The organism is Clostridium thermopalmarium DSM 5974, from assembly GCF_002995795.1.
Taxonomy (GTDB): Bacteria; Bacillota; Clostridia; order Clostridiales; family Clostridiaceae; genus Clostridium_H; species Clostridium_H thermopalmarium.
Window position 1 is genome coordinate 34774 of sequence record NZ_PVXN01000021.1, and the last position, 24959, is coordinate 59732.

The 24959-nt window shown below is 39.3% G+C and carries 25 protein-coding genes; 3 read left to right on the forward strand and 22 right to left on the reverse strand.

Annotated elements, in window-relative coordinates:
* Positions 1-107: 107 nt before the first annotated feature.
* From CPAL_RS05040 to CPAL_RS05135, 19 genes are all read right to left on the reverse strand, one after another.
* Positions 108-335 carry a DUF4314 domain-containing protein gene (locus CPAL_RS05040; RefSeq protein WP_106024204.1) on the reverse strand — a complete coding sequence of 76 codons (228 nt, stop codon included), beginning with the start codon at positions 333-335 and terminating at the stop codon, positions 108-110.
* A complete protein-coding gene (locus CPAL_RS05045; RefSeq protein WP_106024205.1) occupies positions 335-1123 on the reverse strand; it encodes a virulence protein in 789 nt (262 codons plus the stop codon). The genes CPAL_RS05040 and CPAL_RS05045 overlap by 1 nt, the downstream gene beginning before the upstream one ends.
* A gap of 101 nt (positions 1124-1224) precedes the next feature.
* On the reverse strand, positions 1225-2466 hold the full coding sequence (locus CPAL_RS05050; RefSeq protein ID WP_106024206.1) for a site-specific DNA-methyltransferase: 1242 nt from the start codon (positions 2464-2466) through the stop codon (positions 1225-1227).
* Positions 2441-3622 carry a methionine adenosyltransferase gene (gene metK, locus CPAL_RS05055; RefSeq protein ID WP_024400904.1) on the reverse strand — a complete coding sequence of 394 codons (1182 nt, stop codon included), beginning with the start codon at positions 3620-3622 and terminating at the stop codon, positions 2441-2443. The genes CPAL_RS05050 and metK overlap by 26 nt, the downstream gene beginning before the upstream one ends.
* Before the next feature lie 17 nt (positions 3623-3639).
* The gene (locus CPAL_RS05060; RefSeq protein ID WP_106024207.1) at positions 3640-4191 is read right to left on the reverse strand and encodes a P27 family phage terminase small subunit; all 552 of its coding nucleotides are present in this window, start codon (positions 4189-4191) and stop codon (positions 3640-3642) included.
* A 111-nt stretch (positions 4192-4302) separates the two neighbouring features.
* Positions 4303-4662 (reverse strand): HNH endonuclease, encoded by a 360-nt coding sequence (locus CPAL_RS05065; RefSeq protein ID WP_074050016.1) that lies wholly within the window; start codon positions 4660-4662, stop codon positions 4303-4305.
* Positions 4663-4816: 154 nt separating this feature from the next.
* A complete protein-coding gene (locus CPAL_RS05070) occupies positions 4817-5227 on the reverse strand; it encodes a DUF1492 domain-containing protein (RefSeq protein ID WP_035150326.1) in 411 nt (136 codons plus the stop codon).
* Complete coding sequence (locus tag CPAL_RS05075) at positions 5224-5445, reverse strand: hypothetical protein (protein ID WP_207654917.1); 222 nt, start codon at positions 5443-5445, stop codon at positions 5224-5226. Before CPAL_RS05075 ends, CPAL_RS05070 begins: the two co-directional genes overlap by 4 nt.
* Entirely contained in the window at positions 5442-6803 is a 1362-nt protein-coding gene (locus tag CPAL_RS05080) for a DEAD/DEAH box helicase (protein ID WP_242976286.1), read from the reverse strand. The genes CPAL_RS05075 and CPAL_RS05080 overlap by 4 nt, the downstream gene beginning before the upstream one ends.
* Entirely contained in the window at positions 6784-7065 is a 282-nt protein-coding gene (locus tag CPAL_RS05085; protein ID WP_106024210.1) for a VRR-NUC domain-containing protein, read from the reverse strand. The genes CPAL_RS05080 and CPAL_RS05085 overlap by 20 nt, the downstream gene beginning before the upstream one ends.
* A 219-nt stretch (positions 7066-7284) precedes the next feature.
* Positions 7285-9651, reverse strand: a complete 2367-nt coding sequence (locus CPAL_RS05090) for a virulence-associated E family protein (protein ID WP_106024211.1) — start codon at positions 9649-9651, stop codon at positions 7285-7287.
* Positions 9648-10082 (reverse strand): DUF7768 domain-containing protein, encoded by a 435-nt coding sequence (locus CPAL_RS05095; protein WP_106024212.1) that lies wholly within the window; start codon positions 10080-10082, stop codon positions 9648-9650. The genes CPAL_RS05090 and CPAL_RS05095 overlap by 4 nt, the downstream gene beginning before the upstream one ends.
* Positions 10082-10834 (reverse strand): phage antirepressor KilAC domain-containing protein, encoded by a 753-nt coding sequence (locus tag CPAL_RS05100; RefSeq protein ID WP_106024213.1) that lies wholly within the window; start codon positions 10832-10834, stop codon positions 10082-10084. Before CPAL_RS05100 ends, CPAL_RS05095 begins: the two co-directional genes overlap by 1 nt.
* A 93-nt stretch (positions 10835-10927) precedes the next feature.
* Positions 10928-12862: a DNA polymerase gene (locus tag CPAL_RS05105; protein WP_106024214.1), complete on the reverse strand. Its 1935-nt coding sequence runs from the start codon at positions 12860-12862 to the stop codon at positions 10928-10930.
* A 78-nt stretch (positions 12863-12940) separates the two neighbouring features.
* The gene (locus tag CPAL_RS05110) at positions 12941-13489 is read right to left on the reverse strand and encodes a DUF2815 family protein (protein WP_044036310.1); all 549 of its coding nucleotides are present in this window, start codon (positions 13487-13489) and stop codon (positions 12941-12943) included.
* Positions 13482-14630 (reverse strand): DUF2800 domain-containing protein, encoded by a 1149-nt coding sequence (locus tag CPAL_RS05115; RefSeq protein WP_044036309.1) that lies wholly within the window; start codon positions 14628-14630, stop codon positions 13482-13484. Before CPAL_RS05115 ends, CPAL_RS05110 begins: the two co-directional genes overlap by 8 nt.
* Positions 14623-14946 (reverse strand): rRNA biogenesis protein rrp5, encoded by a 324-nt coding sequence (locus CPAL_RS05120; protein WP_050355253.1) that lies wholly within the window; start codon positions 14944-14946, stop codon positions 14623-14625. The genes CPAL_RS05115 and CPAL_RS05120 overlap by 8 nt, the downstream gene beginning before the upstream one ends.
* 238 nt (positions 14947-15184) lie before the next feature.
* The gene (locus CPAL_RS05130) at positions 15185-15718 is read right to left on the reverse strand and encodes a sigma-70 RNA polymerase sigma factor region 4 domain-containing protein (protein ID WP_242976287.1); all 534 of its coding nucleotides are present in this window, start codon (positions 15716-15718) and stop codon (positions 15185-15187) included.
* Between the two features lie 470 nt (positions 15719-16188).
* Complete coding sequence (locus tag CPAL_RS05135) at positions 16189-18060, reverse strand: helix-turn-helix domain-containing protein (protein WP_106024216.1); 1872 nt, start codon at positions 18058-18060, stop codon at positions 16189-16191.
* Between the two features lie 191 nt (positions 18061-18251).
* Here CPAL_RS05135 and CPAL_RS05140 point away from each other — a divergent pair, with 191 nt between their 5' ends.
* From CPAL_RS05140 to CPAL_RS05150, 3 genes are all read left to right on the forward strand, one after another.
* Positions 18252-18461 (forward strand): helix-turn-helix domain-containing protein, encoded by a 210-nt coding sequence (locus tag CPAL_RS05140; protein WP_106024217.1) that lies wholly within the window; start codon positions 18252-18254, stop codon positions 18459-18461.
* A 73-nt stretch (positions 18462-18534) separates the two neighbouring features.
* The gene (locus tag CPAL_RS05145) at positions 18535-20247 is read left to right on the forward strand and encodes a hypothetical protein (RefSeq protein WP_106024218.1); all 1713 of its coding nucleotides are present in this window, start codon (positions 18535-18537) and stop codon (positions 20245-20247) included.
* A complete protein-coding gene (locus CPAL_RS05150) occupies positions 20234-21277 on the forward strand; it encodes a 4Fe-4S binding protein (RefSeq protein WP_106024219.1) in 1044 nt (347 codons plus the stop codon). The genes CPAL_RS05145 and CPAL_RS05150 overlap by 14 nt, the downstream gene beginning before the upstream one ends.
* A 47-nt stretch (positions 21278-21324) precedes the next feature.
* On the opposite strand, the gene CPAL_RS05155 is transcribed toward CPAL_RS05150, so the two are convergent.
* The 3 genes from CPAL_RS05155 to rlmD all read right to left on the reverse strand — a co-directional run bounded on the left by CPAL_RS05155 (position 21325) and on the right by rlmD (position 24950).
* On the reverse strand, positions 21325-22140 hold the full coding sequence (locus CPAL_RS05155; RefSeq protein ID WP_106024220.1) for a DNA-methyltransferase: 816 nt from the start codon (positions 22138-22140) through the stop codon (positions 21325-21327).
* A gap of 5 nt (positions 22141-22145) precedes the next feature.
* Entirely contained in the window at positions 22146-23282 is a 1137-nt protein-coding gene (locus CPAL_RS05160; RefSeq protein WP_106024221.1) for a DNA methyltransferase, read from the reverse strand.
* Between the two features lie 303 nt (positions 23283-23585).
* The gene (rlmD, locus tag CPAL_RS05165; RefSeq protein WP_106024222.1) at positions 23586-24950 is read right to left on the reverse strand and encodes a 23S rRNA (uracil(1939)-C(5))-methyltransferase RlmD; all 1365 of its coding nucleotides are present in this window, start codon (positions 24948-24950) and stop codon (positions 23586-23588) included.
* Positions 24951-24959: the final 9 nt, after the last annotated feature.

A 24959-nucleotide genomic window follows, 5' to 3' on the forward strand; every position in this document is an offset into this window, starting at 1 on the left:
GTCCTTTCGGCATGTACATATATCACTCTAAAAGGCTTATATAGCAAGACAATTCTGCAATATAAATCTACATATTTACTGCCATATTGGGGTTAAAATGTGTGTGTTTATTCTTCGATTTTCTTGCATAAATCCTCTCCAAAAACCACTCCAAGGGAACTGCCTGAATCCCAACTGACGTGGATAGTTCCCATATCATCAACACTAGTAACCGTACCTTTATCTCCTGGCTGAAGCTTGGTATAAGGGTCATTCATCTTAAGTAGCATGACACGAGTTCCTGGAGTGTAATAACTTCTAAGTTGCTTTAGCATTTCTGGATAAATGATATTCATTATTCACTCACCTCCTCATGCTTGGCACTTCCGCTTTTGAAGGCAGAGCTACCGGACAGTTTGGAGAGGAGAATTTTTCGTTCTGTTTTGTATTCTGGCCCGATAAATCCAAGTCTTAGAAGGAAACAACGGAAAGCGTACTTTTCATTCTCCACTGATTTCTCGGTCGAGTTGACGCGGGTCTGCTTCTTTGCCATTTCACAAAGTGCTGTTACAAAGTGGGTATAAGCCTTCACCTCCTCTGCGGAACACTCACTCTGGAACCAAGGGAAGGTTATAAATTCCTCATTTATGATAATGGGAATAGAGTCAGTATCAAGTGCTTTCTTTATAAGGGTTTCTTTGCTTTCTACCAATCCTTTTAGGTTACCAAGTGCAGTTTCGCTAAAACCCTCCCTCGGCATTTGAATAATCAAACTAATAGCTTCTTCGGTTTCATTTGATTCGCTGTATACGGGAGGTTCTTCGTAATCACTATTTGGACTTACCCTACCCCCAAGAGCCGCTTCATTGGGAACTTGAATATTTTCAAGAACAGGCTCTGCTGCTGGAAGTGGTGTGTCAAATTCTACTGTAACCGCCTTAAAGTCATGAAGGCCTAATAGATCATTAACCAGTTCAGAATTATCTGGTCCTCTGACCACCCCGTTTTTGTCAATGTTATAATCTGCCACCTCATATGCAAATGTAGGCGCTCCAAGATATCTTGCAGGAGCATTCAGTTTTTGACTGATTGCGTTGACTAGCTCTTTTCTTTTTTCTCCTGTGACATTATAGTTTATCTGCATTTTTTATACCGCCTTTCTATTTTCGGTACATACATATATCACTCTAAAGGCTGTTAATATCAAGTCATTTAGAGCATCTTTCTGTAGAAAATACTGTTCCATTAATCGGCGGTAGCAACGTCTGGCAGGTCACAATATCTTATTTTCGAACCATCTCTTAGGAGAAACACACTGTCTGAGTTTCCAACTTGCTCAATATACCTTTTCACAATGACATCACAGTACTTTTCATCCAGTTCAATGGTGTAGCAGATTCTATCTGTCTGCTCACAAGCAATCAGTGTACTTCCTGAACCACCAAAAGGATCAAGCACGATGCAATTAGAAAGGCTTGAGTTCAAAATAGGGTAGGCCACAAGTGCAACTGGTTTCATCGTAGGATGATCACTGTTTTTCTTCGGTTTCTCAAATTCCCAGATGGTGGTCTGCTTTCTATCGGAATACCAGTTATGCTTGCCTTTCTTTTTCCACCCAAAGAGAATAGGTTCATGCTGCCACTGATAAGGGGAGCGACCGAGAACAAGGGACTGCTTTTTCCAAATGCAAGTACCGGAAAGATAAAATCCTGCATCGGAGAATGCTCTTCTAAAATTGAGTCCTTCGGTATCCGCATGGAATACATAAATAGAAGCGTCCTTTGCCATCGCTGCTTCGGTGTTCTGAAATGCTGCAAGCAGGAAATCATAGAACGCTTCGTTAGCCATATTGTCATTTTTGATTTTTCCAGCAGTGCCTTCATAGTTAACGTTATATGGAGGGTCCGTAACTACCAAATTAGCAGTTTTCCCATCCATCAAGACATCAAAGGTGTCTTTCTTTGTACTGTCTCCGCAGAGTAATCGATGCTGTCCAAGTAGCCAAATATCCCCTAAATGCGAAACAGCGGGCTTTTTCAGCTCGCTGTCTACATCGAAATCATCTTCTTTTATATTATCCTTAAGGGAATCCTTGAAAAGATCCTCCAACTCACCCGGGTCAAAACCTGTCAAAGACACATCAAAGTCTGAAGCATTTAAGTCCGTGATGAGAAGTGCTAATTTGTCTTTATCCCAATCACCACTTATTTTATTTAGTGCAATGTTCAGCGCCTTCTCCTTTTGCTCATCCATTTCAACAACTACGCATTCTATCTCATCCATGCCCATACTCAGCAGGATTTTCAAACGCTGATGACCTCCGATGACTCTGCCTGTGGTCTTATTCCATATTACGGGTTCTACATATCCAAACTCCTCAAGGGAGCGTTTAAGTTTCTCATATTCCGGATCACCCGGTTTTAAATCCTTCCTTGGGTTATATTCAGCGGGGATGAGTTGTTTAGTTTTTATCTTCTCTATCAACATACTTTTCCACCGCCTTTCTAAATTCACTGTACTTATTTACATCCTCCCACGGGAATAGACAACTATTAAAGTGACCATAAACAGCTGTATCAGAGTAAATCACATTCCTTAGACGCAACTTCTCTATGATTGCCGCAGGTCTTAAATTGAAAATCTCCTGTGCAGCAAGAGTTAATATTTCGTCAGAAACAATACCTGTGCCAAGGGTATTTACAGAAAAGGCTACAGGATTTGCCTTACCTATTGCATAGGATATACTAACTTCACATCTCTTTGCATAACCACACCAGACGATATGCTTTGCAATGTACCGAGCCATATAGGCACCGCTTCGGTCAACCTTGGTGGGGTCTTTACCACTAAGTGCGCCACCTCCATGGGATGCAAGTCCTCCATAGGTATCAACCATAATTTTTCTACCAGTTAAGCCTGTATCGGCAGCGGGACCACCTTCGACAAATCTACCAGAGGGGTTAATGAGAATTTCTGTTTCATCATCAAATGGGAAATCCTCAAAGCACTGCCATAGGACATTATTAAGGATATCTGTCTTAAGTTCTTCCTGTGTTTTATTCTTATCATGCTGTACCGATATAACAATAGTCTTTATTCGCACTGGAGTGTCCCCTTCATATTCCACCGTCACCTGTGCTTTACCATCTGGGTGAATACCTTTTATCAGTTTCCCTTTTCGGCAATCATCCAGTCTCTTTACAATCCTGTGAGATAGTACAAGGGGTAGGGGAAGCATTTCTCCCGTTTCCTTTGTAGCATAGCCATACACAGTTCCTTGGTCTCCAGCACCTATCGAACCATACTGTTCATTTATTCCATTTCTTACTTCCAGTGCAGTATCCACGCCAGTTGCAATATCTACACTTTGTTTGTGTACAAATACATAAATCAAGAATTTAAGAGGGTTGTATCCAATCTCTTTAAGGACATTCCTAACAATGTATCGGATGTCTATTTTCTCGCTGCAGGAGATTTCGCCCGCCACGATAATTTTCCCTTTGGTTGCCATTACCTCACAAGCGACACGTGATGCTTTGTCTTTACGTAAACATGCTTCTAAAATGCTATCTGCTATGATGTCGCATAGTTTATCAGGATGTCCAGCACATACACTTTCAGCTGTTAAATATCTTTTACTCATTATATATCTCCTCATCTTTATTTTCCTCTGCGGGCAGATAGCAGTCGCTCCATCACATCGCCCTGTGGGTTTAAACCAGAATACTCTGTAGCACAATTCTCTTTAACGATTTGATAAATCTCCATCCACAATCTGTTTGTCTGACTCATAAAGTTCTGACTCATAGCTACATAAGGACTTTGAATAGCATTGCCGGTAGTTGGATGCTTGGCAAGAAAGCCAAACTCAGTTACCGCCTCCTCACACTGTATCCATCTGGCCGCACTCATGGCATATCGTTCTAGAAGCTGTGGGAGCACCAAATGGGCACAGCCTCGCTCCTCAAGCCATTTCCAAGTAATTTCATAAATCTCGCTGGCTACTAGGGTTTTCCCGTCCTTTTGCACCGCTGAGAGCATGGCCCTTGGCTTTGGCATTTCCTGCCCCTTTAAATCAGCGGTATTTTGGAAGTCGATAATTTCTAGCTTTCTCTTACCTGGATTACCCTGTGCAATTTTATCAGCAAGTGGTTTCTTTTTTTGACCAGAGCCTATACGGGCACCGCCACGATTTGTTCCATCTTTGGCCATTCACTCACCTCTTTTCGTTGATGGGTCTATTACCCTGTTTGAAACCGCGAATTTTCACGCGTTACCCCACGCCCGTTGCACATCTAAAAAGCTGTGGAGATTTGACTCCCCCTACCGGGTTCCCCAACGGTCTCCATCTTTTGCAGTGATGGCAGAGTGACAAGAAGTACAAAGGGACATCAGATTGCTTCTATCATGGGTTCCACCTCTTGCTAGAGGAAGAATGTGATGCACCTCGGTTGCTGGGGTCAGCTTTCCTTGTCGTTTACACTCCTCGCAAAGAGGATGAGCCGCAATGTAGCGATCACGTATTCTTTTCCATGCACGACCATATCGCTTACGAGTTGCTGGATCGCGGTCATACTTTTCATACCGTGCGGCTTCCTTTTTAGCATGTTCTTCACAAAAACGTCTGTCAGTCAGCTCTGGACAACCAGGGTAAGAGCATGGTCGCTTAGGTTTCCTTGGCATACTACACCTCCTTTTGCCCATAGAAAAAGCCCTCGCAGGAGAAATGCTCCCGTGAAGGCTTCTGTTTGCTAATATTCCATACTACCATTATATAACTTTCACTACGGACAAACAGTGTCATTGTATGCCAACCTGTGCCAAAGTGTGCCAACTTTTATTTAGGCACTTTTAAATGCTGCAAGGCTGATGAGTGGAGTCTATGCACTGTTCTCATAGAAACATTAAGGTTGACACAAATTTCTTCCCAGTTAAGAAAGTTAATGTAGCGGTAGCGAAGAAGCAGCTTTTCATCCACGTTTTCCATCTGGTTAATCGCTTCACGAATATCTGACTTAAGCTTTATTAAACGTTCCACCTCTTGTTGTATCTGCTTCTCCAAATCTACTATTCTTATCACATATTTTTCAAAAGGTGGATCAGTACTTTTTGTTTTACTGACTTTTTCCTCAAGAACAGGAGATGAAACACTTCTTGAGAGTTCCCTTAGATTTTGCAACTCCTCAAGATCGGAATTAATCAGCTCATTTAAGCGATAAGCTTGTTTCAAGAATTCCTTTGCCGTCATCGCACCACCTCCTCATGTAGCTTTTGAATTAGCATCTCAGGATCGAGAGATGTCAGGGTAGTGAAATACCCGGAATGAAAGAAACGCTCAATCTCACGTTTCGTATATCTAGCAGAATCATTGCGAGGGTATTTTGCTAGTCTTTTCAGAGCAAAACGATAATCCTTGACCGCCTGTAGAATAATGGCATTTGCCAGTTTTTCAAATGCATCCATCATACAACACCCCTCGCTTTCCCCAGATTTGCTTTGACAGCGTTAATAAGATCGGACTGTGTCTTTTCCTTTCGTTTCAAGGCTCTCATCACATCTTCATCAATCGTGCCTTTAGTAATAATGTGATGGATAACCACCGTTTCATTTTGTCCTTGTCTCCAAAGTCTTGCATTTGTTTGCTGATAGAGCTCTAGACTCCAGGTAAGACCAAACCAAATAAGTGTTGAACCACCACTTTGTAAATTGAGACCGTGTCCTGCTGATGCGGGATGGATAACCGCCACAGAAATATTACCGTTGTTCCAGTCCATGATATCCTTGGATGTTTTAATTTCTCTAACATTAAATCTTGCTTTAATACGCTCTAAATCGTGATTATACCAATATGCAATAAGGACAGGTTTGCCGTTTGTACCTTCGATTAAATCTTCAAGAGCATCCAGCTTGCGGTCATGGATAATATGAGTATTTTTATCAACATCATAGACAGCACCGTTAGCCATTTGCAGGAGTTTGCCAGAAAGGACTGCTGCATTCATGGCATCAATCTCCTCATTTGCAAGCTCAAGCACCATCTCTTCACGAAAGTGATCGTATACTGATTGTTCTTTATCATTTAGATACACCGACACTTCATTTATCACGCATTCTGGCATTTTCAGAAAATCAACCGACTTCATTGAAATGGTAATATCTGAAATTAGCCGATATATGGCATCTTCTGCCCCAGGTAACGGTTTATATGAAAATACAATCTGCTGATTACGTTTATCTGGAGTAAAGAAGGAATTGCGGTAGTGAGTTATGTATCTGCCGAGTCTTTTACCCATGTCGAGAATACGAAACTCTGCCCACAAATCCATTAACCCGTTACTGGATGGAGTACCTGTAAGACCCACGATACGTTTCGCCCTAGGTCTGACTTTTAGTAAACTCTTAAATCTTTTTGCTCCATAGGACTTAAAAGATGACAATTCATCAATGACCACCATGTCATAATCAAAAGGAATGCCACTTTTGTTTACTAACCAGTCAACATTTTCTCTGTTTATAAGATAGACACTTGCTGGTTTCCTAAGAGCTGCTAACCGCTCCTGTTCTGTTCCAATAGCCACTGAATACTCCAGTCCTTTTAAATGCTCCCATTTGTTTATCTCAGCTGGCCAAGTATCCCTTGCTACCCTTAGTGGGGCAATGACCAGAACCTTTCCAATTTCAAAACTATCAAGACATAAATCAAATATAGCAGTTAAAGTAATTACGCTTTTGCCAAGACCCATCTCTAAAAACACCGCTGCTATGGGATGCTCAAGTATGAAATTCGTAGCATATGTTTGATATTTATGAGGATTGTATTTCATCGAGTATCCCTCCAATCTGCTCAACATCGTCAATGACGTAGCAGGTAAAGCCCAACTTTTGTAATTGCTTTATTCTTCTAATCTGTAGTGGACGAGGTTTCTTTCCGGGAGCCTTTAATTCCACAAATGCCATCTTTCCAAGTGGTAAAAGCACTAGGCGGTCTGGCATCCCATCTAAACCCGGACTAACAAACTTTGCTGCAATGCCTCCCATCTTTTTTACCTCAGCCACCAGTTTCTTTTCGATATATTTTTCAAGCATAAATACCTCCCATATAAAAAGGCTCGGAACAAGAAAACAACTTTGACCCATTTTTCCTATACGCGCGCGTATGCGTGTATGCACAGGCTACACTTTCTTCTTTTTTACTATTTATAAATAAATAGGATACTTCTTGTTCCACTTGTTCCGAACCGTAGATTTTCCTTTTGATTACTAGCCTTGGGGAAAGAACCAGCATGAGAACAAGGTAAGGTACAGCTAGCTTTGTTCCTCGGTTCGGGAATAAGCTCGTTGCTTTCCATAGATAGGGAAATTGATTGTTCCGTTCTTGTTCCCGGTGTACTTGTTCCACCCACCGATCTTTCTCATAATGGCACCGATGGCATAAGAATCAGATGTTCTCATTGAGGATGCATCTTTTCCAAAACATTCACACCAAATCTCCATATTGCAGACAAGGGTTCTTTTTACTGTTCCAACACGGGTGCCGCCGCCAAATTCGCTACCGCCGAGGAAATTTCTACGCTCGTATAAAGACATAGTGTCCCAATCATCCGGCAAAAGAGTATCCAGATAGGTACGAACCAATCCTTCTCGTTCATCTGTTTCCATGGCATCTGCCTGCTCACTAGTTGCCATGGATGCATCATCACCTTCAAGGTAGAGTTTTTCGCCCTTTTCATATAGCACTAGTGTCTCTGCCCAAATCTGCTGTACTTCCTCTTTAGTCATCTGCCAAGCTTTCTTTTTACCATTACCACTAATACGGACTGGCCAGAATCTTCGATTGCCAGTTATATCTCGAAGAAACCCGCTTTCTGCATTGGTAGAACCTACAATCACACATTGACGGGGATGGCTTTCCACATTGACTCCATAACTTGCCCGGTACTTATCATCTGCCCTCGAAATAAAAGACTTCACAATTTCCACATCCGTCTTACGCATACCAGCAAGCTCACCCAGTTCCAATAACCAATATCCCTGAAGTTTCTCAGCTCCAGATTTATCTTTCATGTCCGTAATGGTCAAACTATCTGAAAACCAATCTCCAGCAAGTTTTGCAAAGAAGGTTGACTTACCAATACCTTGAGGGCCGTTTAAGATAAGGACACTATCAAACTTTGTGCCTGGTCTATAAATGCGGGCTACCGCTGCAACCATCGTTTTGCGGATGACTGCTTTTGTATAGGAATTATCTGTTGCACCGAAATAATCAATTAATAGATTATCTACTCGACTAATTCCATCCCATTTTGGCAGGGAGTCCAGATACTCCTTAACAGGATGGTAGGCTCGTTCAGCCGCTACCGCTAACACAGCATCCTTGGTCTTGGTAGGTGAATAGACTCCGTATTTGCTGCTTAAATACACTTTAAGAAGTGCATTATCTGAATCATTCCAACCCATCTTGATCTGTTCCCAAGGCAGGCCACCTTTGGCATCAATACCATCACGGTGGCAATTAAAAGCTATATGCTGTAATTCCTTGTCATGACGAATAATTAAAACGATGTTGTCTAGAGTGTCTTTTATTCGGCCTTGCTTATCCAATTCCAAAGCTGTCTGCCAATCCTCATCACTAAACTCCTCTTCAGCCTGTGCCTGTCTCTCCTTAGCAAACTCAGCTTTTACTTTTTCATCTTTTATAGCAAATTCGCACATTGCCACAAAAGACGGCATCTTACCAGGAGCTGTAGTGGTAGAAGCTTTATCATCTAAAGAACCAAATTTATGAATACGAACGAGATCAAAAGCATTGAGGAGTAATCCACTTGCTGGGTCTGTAGCATGGTGGCTGTATGCGAATTTATCATCATAGATAATCACACCGGCACTACTATCAGCTGGAATATAATCGTATCGTCCTTCCATAGCAGATGGGGCATAAACTGCACCTAAGAATTTCTCAATTGCTTCTCGAACGGGATAGGCACGACAGAATGTTCCTACCACACCTTCCTTTAAAAGCGGGTCCGCTTGCTCTTTAAGACTGCGATTTATAACTTCAGACTGCCTGCTTGATACTGGCCAAGTTGATGTATCCCGCCAGTTTTGATATTTTGAAAGATAAACATCAGGGTCAAGCAGTTCTCCATCCTGCTCTTCATAGACAAATTCACCATTAGAGGAAGTGGATGGCCAATACATAAGGCGATGGGCTTCATAAGTCGTATCATCGAAAAGATCTATGCCGATTTCTTTTGCCACCATACGTCCAACGGCTGCGTATTCTTCTTCGCTGATTTCACGAGCGAGAGGAACGATTAGCCTAAGTCTTGGATTTTCCGGTGTATGCTTATGGGTGGAATAAACACAGCATTTGAAATCAAAAAGCATACTGATTTGTTCCCAGATGTCTGGTCTACCGTAATCCATATCAAGGGTAAGCAAAGAACGGCATAAAACATTGCCCTTCTTTCGCCTTCCCCCTTTTAAATGCCCCCCGACAAAACCACCCACATCTTTGATATCATCTTGTTGACCTCTTTTTAATTTCCGATATTCATCTACTGTTTCCGTAGTACGTTGTGTTGTCTTTACACGGGCACAAAAATCCTCCCACGAGATATCTTTGTTTTTCCATTTCTTGTCCATCCGGCTGTTGCCCACAGCGATTTTCATAAGCTTTCGACCTCCTCATGCTCCGGACTAAAATATCTGACCGTTTGTCTGCGTTTCTTGGCTACTTCAATCTCCTTCGCCATCCCGCTTGAGATGGTATTGCCTAGCACCCAAACCTCGGAGCATTTGCCCATAAGCACGATGTCCATAAATATGGCAAGTTCCCGTTCCTCTGGATTTTCATCATCCATAAACTGTGGAAACATAAGGTGGGGAGCAATTGGGATGCAATTATTCTCCAAGGCAAATCTACAAAAGTTGCAAGCCTTTTTAACGTTTCCTTCTACATCACCGGAATAGGGAGAACAAATATATACAAGTGGCTTAAAGGCAGATTTTTTCTCTGCCTTTTTCTTTCTTATTATGTTGGCCAGTGCCTCATGGGGAGTTGGGTCATGGTATCCTTCATGATTGAATTTATCGATTCCCATTACACACCCTCCATTTCTATCTGGGGCAAAATACCATCTGACTTCAACAGTTCGTATATGAAGAGTCTGCCTTTTTGAGTCCAATATGTATGGACTTTTGTATGCAGTTCGCCGTTACTACCAATGTAGCTATGTGTCTTGGTGCTGGTATAGCCTTTTTCTGCATACTTCTGATATAAAAGCCAGATACCACCTTGTTTAAATTGGATGCCCTTTTTATTAAGATAGCGGTTCATCCAAATAGCTGACTTACCGTAATCTTTGGCAATTGCTGATGTAGAAATGAGGTCTTTGCAATTTAGAACTACATCATAATAGGAGACTTTCGGTTTCATTTCCGCAATTTGCTGATTCTGAACAGCAATCGTACCTTCAAGTGATTTATTTTGATTCCTTACTTGATTTAGTTGCTGATTGGCAAACTGTAATGCCCTTGCCATGATTGCCTCTGGAGAGTTCCATCGTCTTTCAATTTCAAGAAAGTACCCGCGGCATTGTTTTCCTTTTGGAGTACGCTGTATCATGCATAGCTCTTTTGCCATATCAATTGTTATTTGGTGGTCAACAGCAGGTCTTCCACCTGTACTTTCCGACAGAAATGTCGAAAAGTCCGTACCCTCCACAAATCCATACTCACACATTCTTGGAAACCATTTATCATAGGGTGTTTTCACTTCCAAAACTGCATGTAAATCACGGCCAAGTACTGTGGGGCGGTCTTTTTCATAGTTGATTCTTACTAATTCGTCCATACGAATTACCTCCTGTAATATAGTCAGAGAGGAAACCCCTCTACCTAATAGCCACAGGAGGTAATGAATGTTGAGGATTTTGAAAAAATATATTTAATCTTTTTGATAAAACTGACACTCATAGCCATCAGCACTAAGTAACAGTCCTTTTGCCCATGTTGGTGTCCTAGCCATTTGTTCACAAATAGTAGAAAGTGACATCCTCATATCCGCTTCGATTATAATTTCATCGTGTACATGAGCCACAATGGAACAATTCTTTAACGTCTGCATGGAATGACACAAAATGTCACGACTGATTGCCTGGACAATATTCTCTACAAATTTTGGACCGTAGCTTTCGATTCTTTCCCATTTCTTTGTCCCGCCGATCCCTTCATAAGTAACTGACTCACCACCAAATACGTTCTCTCCCATACGAGGTTTCACATAGGAAAGCCGCCTGCCGGAAGGAAGGACAATAAAGAGCATCCCACTTTGATATATAAATTTAATGCCGTGTGTTTCTGTAGGAATTTTCTGCTTAACGCAGGTTTTTACAGCGTGGTCAACATCCCACCATAGTTTTGTAATATTGGGATTGGATTGTCTCCAAGCCGTTACAAGAGGTTGAAGTTCCTCTTCTTCAATTCCCATCTCCAAAGCACCCATTGATTTCAGTGCTCCAATAGATCCACCGTAACCTAGGGCTAATTCAGCAATTTTTCCCTTCTGACGAAGATGTCCATTAACACCGTTTTTCTCCACAGGTACATTAAACATCTGAGATGCACTTGCACAGTAAATGTCACCGCCATTTTGGAATACATCTATTCTCCATTTTTCTCCCGCAAGCCAGGCGATAACGCGAGCTTCAATCGCTGAAAAATCTGCAACTATAAACTTCATGCCCTCCTGCGGTACAAAAGCAGTACGGATAAGTTCCGACAGTACCTCCGGGATAGAATCATAAAGTAAGGTAAGAGCATCAAAGTTTCCGCTACGAACTAAAGCACGAGCCTGTTCCAAATCGAGCATATGGTTTTGAGGGAGATTTTGTAGTTGAATAAGCCTGCCCGAAAATCTGCCAGTTCTGTTTGCTCCATAAAACTGAAACATTCCTCTTGCACGACCATCATTACATACTGCATTCTCCATTGCCGTGTATTTTTTTATCGATGATTTTGCAAGCTGCTGACGAAGTTCCAAAACGGTGCCTAGTGGTTCAGGTGCTGTCTTTAACATCTCAGCAACTGCTTTTTTACCAAGACTATCTGTTTCCAATCCGTTATCAGCAAGCCATTCTTTCATTTGTTGTACAGAGTTTGGATTCTCCAAATTAGTTATATCCTGCATTAAAGCCATTAGCTTTTCCCGCGACTGTTCATCCATCTTGACGGCTTGTTTTACAAAAGCCATGTCAATAGCGATACCACGATCATTGATTTTCTGGTCAAGATGATATTCTGACCATATATTCTCTGGAAGCGGGAATTTAGATAGTCTCTGCTGTATTGACATCTCGGCTTCCACATCACGGAGGTTATATGCTTTAAATCGCTCCCATTTATCAATATCGTGTTTTGGCAGATTACGAACTCGTCCTCCGTTTGATTTAGTAGGGGAGCAAGGTGTACAGAAATATTTAATGAGGTCTTTGCCTTCCGTCAATTTTTGTTTTTCCAATCCTAAGACTGCACCGACGCCCTCAAGTGAAAGTGGAAGTCCCATATAAGCCGACCATATCATTGAACATTTCCAGGATGTAGGGTCAAGATAATCAGTAAGGTTAAGCCATTTTGATAGGCAAACACGCTCAAACATAACATTAAAGGCCCATTTGGTAACGGAATTATCCATAAGAGCATTGATTATTTCATTTGGGATTTTCTCTCCGCAGGCAAGATCGACCACCTGAACTGCACCGCCATCAACCGAATAACCAAACAATAGAATTTCAAAATCATCACTCTCGGCATAACGGTAGACTCCACATTTTTGAAGATTGGCACTACTAAATGTTTCAATATCAATTGAAATAGAATTCATGTATTACACCCTTTCCAATGCAAACGAGGTGACAGAAGAACAACTTCCACCACCCCGTTTGTATTCATACTTTAGCTGTTATGCTAGGAAATCATCATCTTCAATTGTGGTGAAATCATCAGCCGCTGTGGTTCTGCTGCCTAAAGGCTCTCCATCTCTAATCTTCTGGATGTTACCAAGTCCGCAGGCCACACCCTTGTTCCCATTAGAATTGAAAGCATAGAAATTAAGTGACACTCTTGCATAGCAACCGCTGTATACCTCGTTGCGATCCAGAATGGGCTTGACTGCTTTATCTACAATCTGAGGCGGAGTAGTGCTGTTGGCATTTACAAAATAATGTCCTTTATAAGCCTCATCATCTCGTTCTACATCACCATCTCGAAGCGGCAGCTTGATAGCAGCCTTATTTGGTTTTTTACCACCAAACTTTGCAATGCCCTCTTCAATAGCAGCATCAACTGCTGCATTGATGGCATTAATGGTTTCCTTATCCGATTTAGGAATCAATACCGATACACTATACTTTTCTGCTCCACCATTGATGGATACCGGTTCCCAGCCATGAAAGTAGCTGAGACGTGTGTTTACACCAGTAATAACCTTCGTTCTGTTTTTATTATTCATATTCACATTCCTCCGTTATTTCGTTAAATTCGTTTTTTGCGTTTGATACGTTCATAGCCGGACGCTTATCCGATAACGGGACCAGAGTCGGCTTTCCCGGTGGCTTGTATATAAGATCACCGAGTATCTTCTCAAATTTTGATTTGCCCATCAGCCTTTCCATTTCCGTAAGAGTGATGAGACTCTGACGAAAGATATCTTTATAACCGTTTGCTTTGGCTACTTCAGCCACAGCATCTTCATCCTTGAATTTGCGGACAGATCTGCCCTCAACAACCTTAAAACCATGCCACTCTTTACCGTGATTAACAGCTGCATCGGTGGCATAAGCAATGATTTCATTTGCCCACTTCGTAAGATCGGACAGTTTAGATAGAACTTCCTCGATTTCAGAGTCCGTAAGTAGTGGGGGTAGCTTGAATTCCGATTGTGCCAATTTCAGTTTTTCCTCGGCCCTAGCACGGCATTTAACTGCCGCTCGACAGAAAGTACACCACTCACCCGGAAGATATTCACCTTCACCGTCATAAGCTTTTTTAGCCCTTGGTTTTAGTTCTTTTTCTGCCCAATCTTTCAGATCCTCTACCCGTATTGTCCATGTGCTGACATTCTCTCTGCGTGGCTGGAAAATGGTCATGGAAACTTCCTCGATGTCGTACAAACTATCGTAAATTTCTAAAGCACCCAGTGCGTACAACTTCATCTGTGGATTGTCCACCGCATCTACCAATACTCCCATGCCATACTTGAAATCGATAATGTGAAGTTTCTTATCGGCAATAATGATGCAGTCACCGGTTCCAAATCCCTGTGGAACATAGCAAGAAAAATCAAGACGCTGTTCGATTAGTATTAAAGGGTCTGTGCAGCTCTGCTTTGCCAGCTCCAACTGCTCCATTACAAATTCCACATATGCATCACTGTGTTCTTCCATCTCATCGGAGTTATAAACTGAGACAGGACGCTTACTTCTCATATGAAGTGCTTTTTTGAGTTTATGTTCGCAGAGAGCATGGGCGGCGGTGCCTTCGGCAGCTGCACTGGATTCGTTATTTACAAACTCCAGTTCCAATCGTGCAGACGGAAGGCAATTCAGCCACCTATGGGCGCCTGATGCGGAAAGAACTGCATGATCACTCATTCCCAAGTACCTCCGCATCTTTTAACATATCTGCATAATGTTTTGGGTCCACTTCGCTTAATTTAGAGCCACCGTATTTTTGGATTATTTCTCTTACTTGGGCAGTAAGACCGGCTTGACTCTTTTCAGCGAGTTTTGCTCTGACTTCCTCCAGAGTGATTTCCTTTTTATTTGGTTCAGGCTCTTTTACAGTTGTAGTCGGTTCTTTTGTTTCGACAGGTTCATTGCCCGCCATTACATCAGCAACCGCTTGTATGCTGTCTGCCAAAGAGCGCATATCGGAAACCACATCAAGGAGTAGCTTGATCTTGCTCATGGCTTATTCCTCCTTCCTTAATCTCACTGATGGCGAGTTCCTGTACGGTATCACCCGGAACAAGGATGGTTAGTTTCTGCTTATCACCAAGTAAGAAACGAAGGAAACGCTCCCTAATGGTGACGTTTCGACAGGAAACAATCCCGCCAGACTGTGGTTTTTTTGAAACACTGATTTTCAAGTTGTGCTTCATGTATTCACCTCTTTCCGAGAGCGTTTATGTGCTGCCCTCTAACTATTAGCCATGGCAAGAGGGGAAAGTTGAGGATTTTGGATAGATTTTTTTGAAATTCTTCTTAGCTGTATCTAAGCGATGTGAAATGGCACTTACACTTACTCCCTCACGTGCTGCATACTCTGTTACCGAAACACCATCCAAGACTATAGCAATCAGTAGCTCTGCTTGTTTTTCCTTGAGAGCCTTGCGAATAATTTCACAGATATGTTCATACTCTTCTTCTTTCTCTCTATCAATTTCATCTGAGTAGTCAGGGAAGTAGTCCATATGGTCGGTTTCATCAACCTCTTGGTCATCCTTGCGGAATGGTTTCTTTGGCATACCTCTGTGTCTGTCAAATTTATGCCAGTTATTGTACTCCGGCTTGTTGAAACGTTCGTCCATTATCTCCTGTGGAGAGCGCCGGGTCACAGTTTCTTTGTCCTCTGCAGAAGATAGCCTGTCCTCATAATCCGTCTCAATCATTAAGGTAAAGTCCTCGTCTGGTACCTCCAGATAGATAGATTTGTTTTCGTGCTGAATTCTAATTTTCATTTTGCATCCTTTCCGCCGGATTGCATTGGCGGCAAAGGATACAAAAATAGGCCTGTACCAGAAGTACACAGACCTTTTTATCCTGAAAATGAGCGCAATAAGGTAAGGTACTTCTATTGCACCGCAACAATCCTTACGGATTGGAGCGAAACAATATGTATCCTCTGCCCTTATTGCAAATCAGGCATTCGATATTTTTTTGTAGACGAGGGACGGTCTTAATCTAGCTACTTACGAAGGACCTTTCCTTCGTCTAATATTATTGTAAGGTAGAAATGGACAGCCTTGGCGGACACCTCATGCCCGGTAATTTCAGACTCAAAATGATGCTTTTCTCCACATAAATACCTAAAAACAGCAATAAAAAAAGCCATACACAAACCCCTAAAAGGATTCATGTATGGCTCATGTGCCTAACAGCTAAAAAAACGGACATTCCGTGTCCGCTTTTTCAAAAATATTTTGAAATTTTATAATGGATCTGCACCTTGCTTTAGTAAGAAAGCTCGTATTTCGTCCATCGTTTGGGGGTAAAGGTATGTTAGAGCAAAATCATACCAGATATGACTATTGTTATTATGAAAATTCAACCGAAAAGGAGAGTTGTTAATTATATGATAACTGATTCTAGGTGGGAGATGTAATCCAAGGCAAATTAAAATGATTGAATTTAATGACCCTTGTTCTTCACCATTAACGATTCGCCTTATAGTGCGTTCGTTAACCATCGTTCTCTCCGCTAATTCTTTAAATGTTACATCTTTCCACTCACGCACTATTTTCAGACTAGTATGATAGTTAGTTGGCAGTTCACCATATATACGATTCTCTTCCATAAGTTTTGCTGCCAGCATTTCTGCCTTTTTTTCTGGCGAAGCATGCTGATATCCTCTTCCATATACTATATCAAAGGCGATATCTGAAGTTTCATCCCTATTTAAGAAACATTCACTATGATATCGTTCCTTACATCCCGACTTTATTGATAAATCAAATATCAAGCAGCACTCATCCATATGGTTACGTGCATAGTCAGTTAGTACGGTCTCCCCCAATATATCCTGAGTTACATACTTGGGATGGTTTAAAACAAAATGTGCATCAACATATTGGTAACTACCATCCCTTACAAGAGCACTTAATGTAGGGTTGGTAAGTCCCTGAATTGCCGCATCTTCCGCACCAATGGAAAATGTCTGGTTTTTTTCAAGTGCACCTTTCTTGAATCTATGGGGCTTGACATAACGACCATCTATATATGTAAAGGTTCCAATTGCCTCCTCATACCCAGCATCAATCATACGGATCTTAGCTGCGGTTCGGGAAACACAGAAAAAAGTAGCCAAAGCGTCAATAACTGGCTCCATTACATCTATAAGTTCAGACGTTCCCAGCTCCGCACGAAATTGCTTAATAAACTTAAACGCTTGGGTCTTAAACATTGCAATTGGCATTTGTATCTTCGGGGTGAGGGCATTTGCCTGCCACTCCATCCAATCAGTAGCATCTCTACTATTATCTTTTATGCCACCAATTACCTGACACTTGATTCGTGTGACACTGCTGTTATATAGCCGCTCCAATTCAAATGCTTTTCTATGCTGATCCCAATGAACACACTCATGCACAATGGTGTTGTTAACCGATCCTAGATTGCGTAGGAAGAACGCTTTTGGATCAACTATAATAGTTCTGGCATCTACATGGGTCTGCACCATTTCGTCACTGTCTTTATCATAGAATTCTGTATCGCAATCATGAAAGTATAACTGTCCAAAAACAGAGAAATCCTTTGTAATTTCTCTCATTTCCACTGTAAGACCCATATTTTCTGCTAGTACTTGTGGTTCAATTGCCATTGGGGTTTTTAATGCTTCTGGGTAATGTCTGCGAAGAAAGTCTGTAGCAACAGATTCCAGTTGTTCCTTGTGAATGATAGGGACCAGAGAGTCCGACATAGGTTTGGGCTGCCTATTTTTGCTGGAATACTCAGTTACACTGGAGATTGTAAAATCATCTAAATTGCAATCTAAATCACCTGTGCATTTCAGTATAAACCACTGTCTACAGTTTTCTGATTCATCATAATGATAGTCCGACTCACGGACTTCTAATTCGGCTTCCACAACAACATCAAATTCTATTTTCATATCAGGCAAGTCATTAACAGATACAAACTTTACCTCTATATCTGATAATTCTATGCCTCCAATATTTCGAACCCTATATAGCCTTAAGTCCAAATCATCGTAGTTATCCGCGGTGTAACTTTGTATAGCAGCAAATACTTCATTATAGAATCTATCTGCCACATAGTCTTTAAATGAACGATTACCTGCCAAAGCACTCCCTCCTCACCCCATATGAAAATATATCTTAACAGATAAAATATTAGCCCATAGGTAAATTATAGCATATATTATGATCATCTCAATATTTATTTTGCGTTCGCAAATTTTAATTGTAGCAACACTGATTTTGTGATACACTTTTATTTGTAACTAATATGTGTAACCAAAGCGAGGTGGCAATTATGTCCATAAGTTATAAAAAACTATGGAAACTTCTTATTGATAGAGACATGAAGAAAAAGGACTTAAGAGAAGCCGCTGGTATTAGTACTGCCTCGATGGCTAAACTCGGAAAAAATGAAAATGTTAATACTGAAATTTTAATAAAAGTATGTAAGGCTCTTAATTGTGATATTTCAGATATTATGGAAATCGTAGATGACAATGATTGATTATAATTTATGACTGGTTGTTTTTCAGCTGGCTAAAACTCTTATAAAATAAAATATTCGGGGGTGTACAACAATGTTAAGATTTAGAAACCCAGGAACACAATACTCTACGCAAGTACAAGTTATAAAGCAATTATATAATAGTCTTGGCTCACAGGCGTATTTTACTTTGGAAGATATGGCTATAGTAATTGCACAAGGAAAGTTAATGACTGCCTATGGATATGCCGGAGACGATGCTTTACGACTCAGTAATACAGACCAAGAAAGCATGAACTCTGCTTTAATGAATGCCAAAATGTATGCAGAAGTATTTAGAATGCTTGGTTGGGTAACACCATATGGCGAAAAATCATACCCACTTGTATTTACATATATAGGTATACATGTGGCTTTATCAAAGGGCGATTGCTCAAGGTTATATGAACAATGTGTATTAGGAATAAATAACCCTACTGAGCTTACAGACCGTATGAGTTATGATGAAAAAGTAAGATTCTTCAAATGCGCGTTGAGATCATTTATAGATCTTGGTGGTGTTATGTACAAACACGAGTTATGCTTAGGACCAATGAGTGTAAATGACGAAAATGAAATAGAATACCAGGCAATGATAAAAAAAATTTCCGAGTTACGTGGAAACTACCAAAACCTTAAAACTGCATTTTCGGATCTCGCAGATAGTCTGGGAATGAAAACCACACCAGTAGATAATTGCACCCGGCTACCGATTGCTTTTATGAAGAGCTGTAATTTTGTGGAGTCATATACCACACGTGAGTTATATAACAAATCACTGTCATGTTTAAAAATCACTCAACATGGTATTGATACTTACAACGCAATACGAGAAATGAAAGATTTACGCTTAGATGAATTCAAGTCTTACGGAAAAGATATTCAAATGGCACTTATAAGGTTAGGTATTTATTCTATGTTAGAACGTTCCGGCTATGATATGACTGAAGTAGAAACAATTATTCAAGCTGATAAAGAAAAGTGTTCTACTATTTTGGAAGGAAAGGAATTACTATTTTCTCCATATCAAACAATTAAGAGAGATCTTATTGAAGAAGCCCTTGGAATCGAAATGGGTAAAGGCGAAACGTCACAAAACAACATTACTACTTTTGAAAGCACAGTAAATGAAAGAGAATCTCTTTCTATTGCACAAACATGGACATTAAATGTTTCTGAAGAAGCTGCCATGGAGCTTCTTACTGAAGCTGAAGATATTGAATTTATCAACGAAGTCAATCAACTAAAACTTGCGGGTAATTCGAGTAAGGAAATTGTAGATATGATATTTAAAAATAATGCTACAGCTACACAGACAACGTTTTACCCCTTGATATCTACTCTATTTAAAATAATGGGATTTAACTGTTCATTTTCTAGACCGGGCGATAATGGCGCAAGATGGGATGCAATTATTGACGATGTTTCAAGAAGCATCCCTATAGAAATTAAATCTCCTACTGAGGAACAACACATATCAATAAAAGCTATACGACAAGCGTTAGAAAATAAAATCATTTTATTATCACGAAAAACACACATAACCTCTCCTGAAGTTACTACACTAGCTGTTGGATATTATTTACCTAATGACCGTGCTGAAGTTAGTAGGCTGATTTCTGATTTTAAGGAAACCTATGGATATAAAATAGGTGTTATTGATTTAAAATCATTACTTTCTATTGCAGTTAGTATACTAGTCGATGGAAAAGGGTTTGATAAAGAAAATTTATATGTATTGGAGGGGTTAGTGAATGCAAATATTTAAAGAAAATGTAAGTCGAAAAAGACTATTAACTTTCAATGTAATGCCGGATTCTATAATTTATCATGAAAATGCTCCAGCACAAATGCTTTTTTCAAATGGAGATAAGTGTAACACTGCTTGTGTCGGGTGTAAGAATCCGGCCTGTATGTATTATAATGATAACGAAATTGAATGTAGTAATTTGCCGGACTTCCCTAATGATAAATCTATTGACGTGTGCCCTGTTGATGCCATTGAATGGGATTTCACAACTGAGAATCCAAAAATTGATGCTAGCAAATGTCTAAATTGTGGATTATGCATAAAAAGATGTCCTGTTGGCGCTCTCTACTATGATGGTACGATCAAAGTGGTTTCTGAAAAATCAAAATATCAAGATGTTGTAGCAGCTACACAAGATAATTTCGTAAAACAAGAACAGCAATTAGATATTATATCTACATTAGAGAGAAAAGGTTGCTTTATTCGTGAAACTGACACTCTATTAACATCTATTTATGATAAGTTAACTTCATTAAGAAGCAATTATCACAATACTGTTGTTCGTAATCTATTTATCGGTTTGAATTGTAATTGCGCAATGAGACGAATTGGCGATGTCTACACTAGAATGGATGCTGTTTACTTATCAAAAAGAAACTCCTTTGGGGCTATAGAAGTTGAATTTGGTAAAGATACTCTAGACGCATCGCGTGGGATTCTAGATGATATAGCCGTACTAAATACTAGATATGGAGTCCCCAAAAATGATAATATGGCTGTTGTAGTATGTTTACAGCTACCAAATGCCCGTCAAGGGTATTGGCAGGTTGTTAAAGACATTTTTGCTGTAGAAAATATACAGATTAATACCATTACCATTGGCGCTCTATTAATTTTACTATGGAATCATAAACACTTTGAACCCACTGATTTTTCATATTATGTTGACTACGATAATATGGATATAAGAAAAATTTTAGAAAGACATATCGGCCGAAAAATAAATCTATCAGATAAATTCTTAGGTATCTTGGAACCTATTAAATAAATAAAAAATGAGGATAATGGAATAAAACCATTCATCCTCATTTTATTTTATTTAATCTTAGAAAGTCTTTCTTTTGCTACATTACACCATTTTTCTTCAAGTTCAATGCCAATCCATCGAATTTTGTGACCCTGCTTATTTAATTTTTCACAACAAACACCAAGTGTACCTGAACCATGAAACGGATCAAGTATAACACCCTCATAAAATCCATCTTTATTTTTGGGGCAAAATGCTTTAATAATTTCAGTTATTAATGATTCCGGCTTTTGAGTAGGATGTTCTGTCTTTTCATCCTGATAGACTTTACCAGCTAACGTTGGAAAAGCCCAAATGTCGCCCCTCATTGCACCAAGTGGATTTGGCTCCCATTTTACACGTTCGCCTTTTGAATTCTTATAATATACAGGATTTTTCAGACGTTCGGTACTTTTGTAAGGTATTCTAACATCATCAACATTATATGTCCATTTCTTAGGTGATTTTGAAAACCATAAAAACGGTTCATATTGTGTTAAAGGTGCGGTTCTTAGTCTGCTAAATCCATTTTCATAATACCATATATTCATTCTTCTATAATATAGATTCTCTTCATACATTATAGTTTGAATGAAACCAATATAATGATGTATACCGAACCATATAATACTACCTTGTGGCTTTAATAAATCCCTGCATAGTGCTATACGTTTTCTTGAAATATCGAGAAACTCTTTTAAAGGCAATTTATCGCTATCATTACCAAAATCCTTATTTAGGTTATAAGGTGGATCAGTAAGTACCAAGTCAACTTTAATACCATCGTCTAGCATTTGCTTAAGTAAGATATCCGAATCACCATTAATTACACCATTGTATTCCATAATTATCACTTCTTATCCTTTCTAAATATCAGAACATATTGATGATGAATATTTTCAACATAAGCAAATGGATACCCGTATGGTAATAAACTTTTATGATTTTGTAATAAAACTTTTACTCCTTGTAAGAATATTTTATACCCATCTTTAGTCTCTCTATGATTTAATGCTTGGATCAAATCACTATGAAAACTGATAAATTCAGATTTATTTCTGAAATCTGATACTATTAAGCACATATACTTCTTAGGTCTTAGGACTCTGCCACATTCAACAAAAACATCATCTACGAGGGTCCTAAGAAATTCTTCATAGCTTTCAATATTTGCTAAATCATTTTTATCATCTTCTGAATAATTTGTAGCTAAATTATTTGCCAGTCGTTCCTTTTTCACTTTATGATCAGCTTTTTTATTAAGAATTGACCAATATGGTGGACTGGTCACCATAAAATCAAAAGAAGAATCATCAAACTGTTTTAATATTATTCGAGAATCCCCTTGTATAAAAGTATGTTTTGCAGAAGCTCCTTCAGACACTTCTGTATCAAGCCGCTCTATCGCTAAGTTATGCCATTTTTCTTGTAGCTCTATACTTGTGCAATGTCTACCTTCAAGTTCACAAGCTTTTGCGGTTGAACCAACCCCACCAAATGGGTCTAACACTTTCATTCCTTTCTTTGTAAAAAAAGTAATCAGAAGTGATACATCTTGATACGAAAACGGCGCTGGATGCTGCCTTTCTATTTGTGCATGTGGGTGTTTGGCCCCCAAACCTTTTTGATAGAAAAAACTCTTTGTTACCGGAAGCCACTGTGTACCATTTAAATCATTCAGTGTATTTCTTTTGTCAACTGGTTTTTCTTCAACAGGTTCTTTAGCATCTTTTTTATCATTTTCAACTTCATCATTAACGCTTGAAGTTTGTTTTTTAGATTTTGAAGGATTTTGTGGTGCCTCAATTGTCTTACTACTTTCCTTAAACACTTCCAATTCTTTTAAATCAAATCTTCTTTGTCCACCAGGAGTTTTTGACGGTTCAAGAGTGCCCTGCTCTACCATTCTATATATCGTAGATATACTAACTCCTAAAAATTCAGCAGCTTTCTTTGTGCTAACAAGTTCTTTGTCTTTGCCATTCATATATGTAATCACCTTTCGCTTGCTTAAATGTAGTTTAATATCTATTTTAGTATAACATATTTATCATCACTTGTCAACACTTATCAACACTTGTCACATCAGGCATTAAATTACATCTATTCTATCTTCTCAACCCTAATAAAAAATCTAATCTGTCAACTCAACCCCACACACTTTTTTACAGTCGACCTGTTTCCTCAATAAATAAAAATAAGGATTTCCAAGGTTAAGAGGACTGCCAGACATCAGGCAGAAAATCCATCACTCTTGAAAACCCTTTATTTATCAACGATTTAAGTAGTCCTATTTCTCCACCCTTGACATCAAGACGACACACTCCACGTGTGCCGTATGCGGAAACATATCCATTACTTTAACCTTTTCCACTTTATATCCTTCATGCATCAATATTTTTAAATCCTCTACTAAAGTCTTTGGATTACAAGAAACATAGATTATCTCTTCTGGATCAAACTTTGCTACATATTTTAGTGCATCTGGATGAACTCCTGGTCTTGGCGGATCTAAAATTACTATATCAGGTTTTTCTTTTATGTTTTTAATTACCTTTGCTACATCTCCTGCTATAAATTCACAGTTGTCAATACCGTTTAGTCTTGCATTTTCATTAGCAGCTTTTGCAGCTTCTTCTATAAGCTCAATTCCTATAACTTTTTTAGCATTGTAAGCTGATATTTGTCCTATAGTTCCTGTACCACAGTATAAGTCAAATACAATCTTTGATTTTGCATCTCCCATAAATTCTCTTACTATGCTGTATAGCTTTTCTGCTCCCTTAGAGTTTGTTTGAAAAAAGGAAAAAGGAGATATTTTAAACTTAAGTCCTAGGATATCTTCTATTATATAATCTTGTCCATACAATATTTTTATACTGTCTGCTTGAACAACATCAGATAAAGAATCGTTTATTGTATGAATTATTCCCTTTAATTCACCCTTATACTCTAAGCAACTTAATATTTCTGTTATTTCACTCATGTCAAAATCTATTTGAGAAGTTGTCACTAGGTTTATAAGTATTTGTCCTGTATTTGTAGCCTTTCTTATTACAAGATTTCTAAGATATCCCTCATGACTCATTATTCTATAGTGGGGAAGTCCTTGTTTTCTAAAATAATCTAGCACAGTTTTTAATATTAAAGTAAAATCACTGTCTACTATTTTACATATGTCTGCAATTATGATTGCAAAACTCTTACCATAAGCATGCATTCCTAGGGTAAGTTCTCCACCCTTTTCCATGTCTCCAAAGGTAAACTCCATTTTATTTCTATACCCAAAAATTTCCGGACTGCCTTCAATACCTAGAAATTCAAAATTTTCAATTTCAGCTTCCTTAAACAACTTCAATACTTGCTCTTTTTTATATTTTAATTGCATTTCATATGGAACAAATTGATGACTGCATCCACCACATAAGTCAAATATCGGACATTTCGGTTCTATCTTATAATCTACATCCTTTATAACTTTGTTTAACCTTGCTTTAGCATATTCCTTTGTCTTTTTATTTACAAAAGCTTCAACTTTCTGTCCAGGAAGAGCATTTTTTATAAGAACTTTAGTTCCATCTTCATGATATGCTACTCCAACCCCTGGAAATTCTGTATCTATAATGTCAAATTCATATACTTTTCTCCTCTTCATATGTACTCT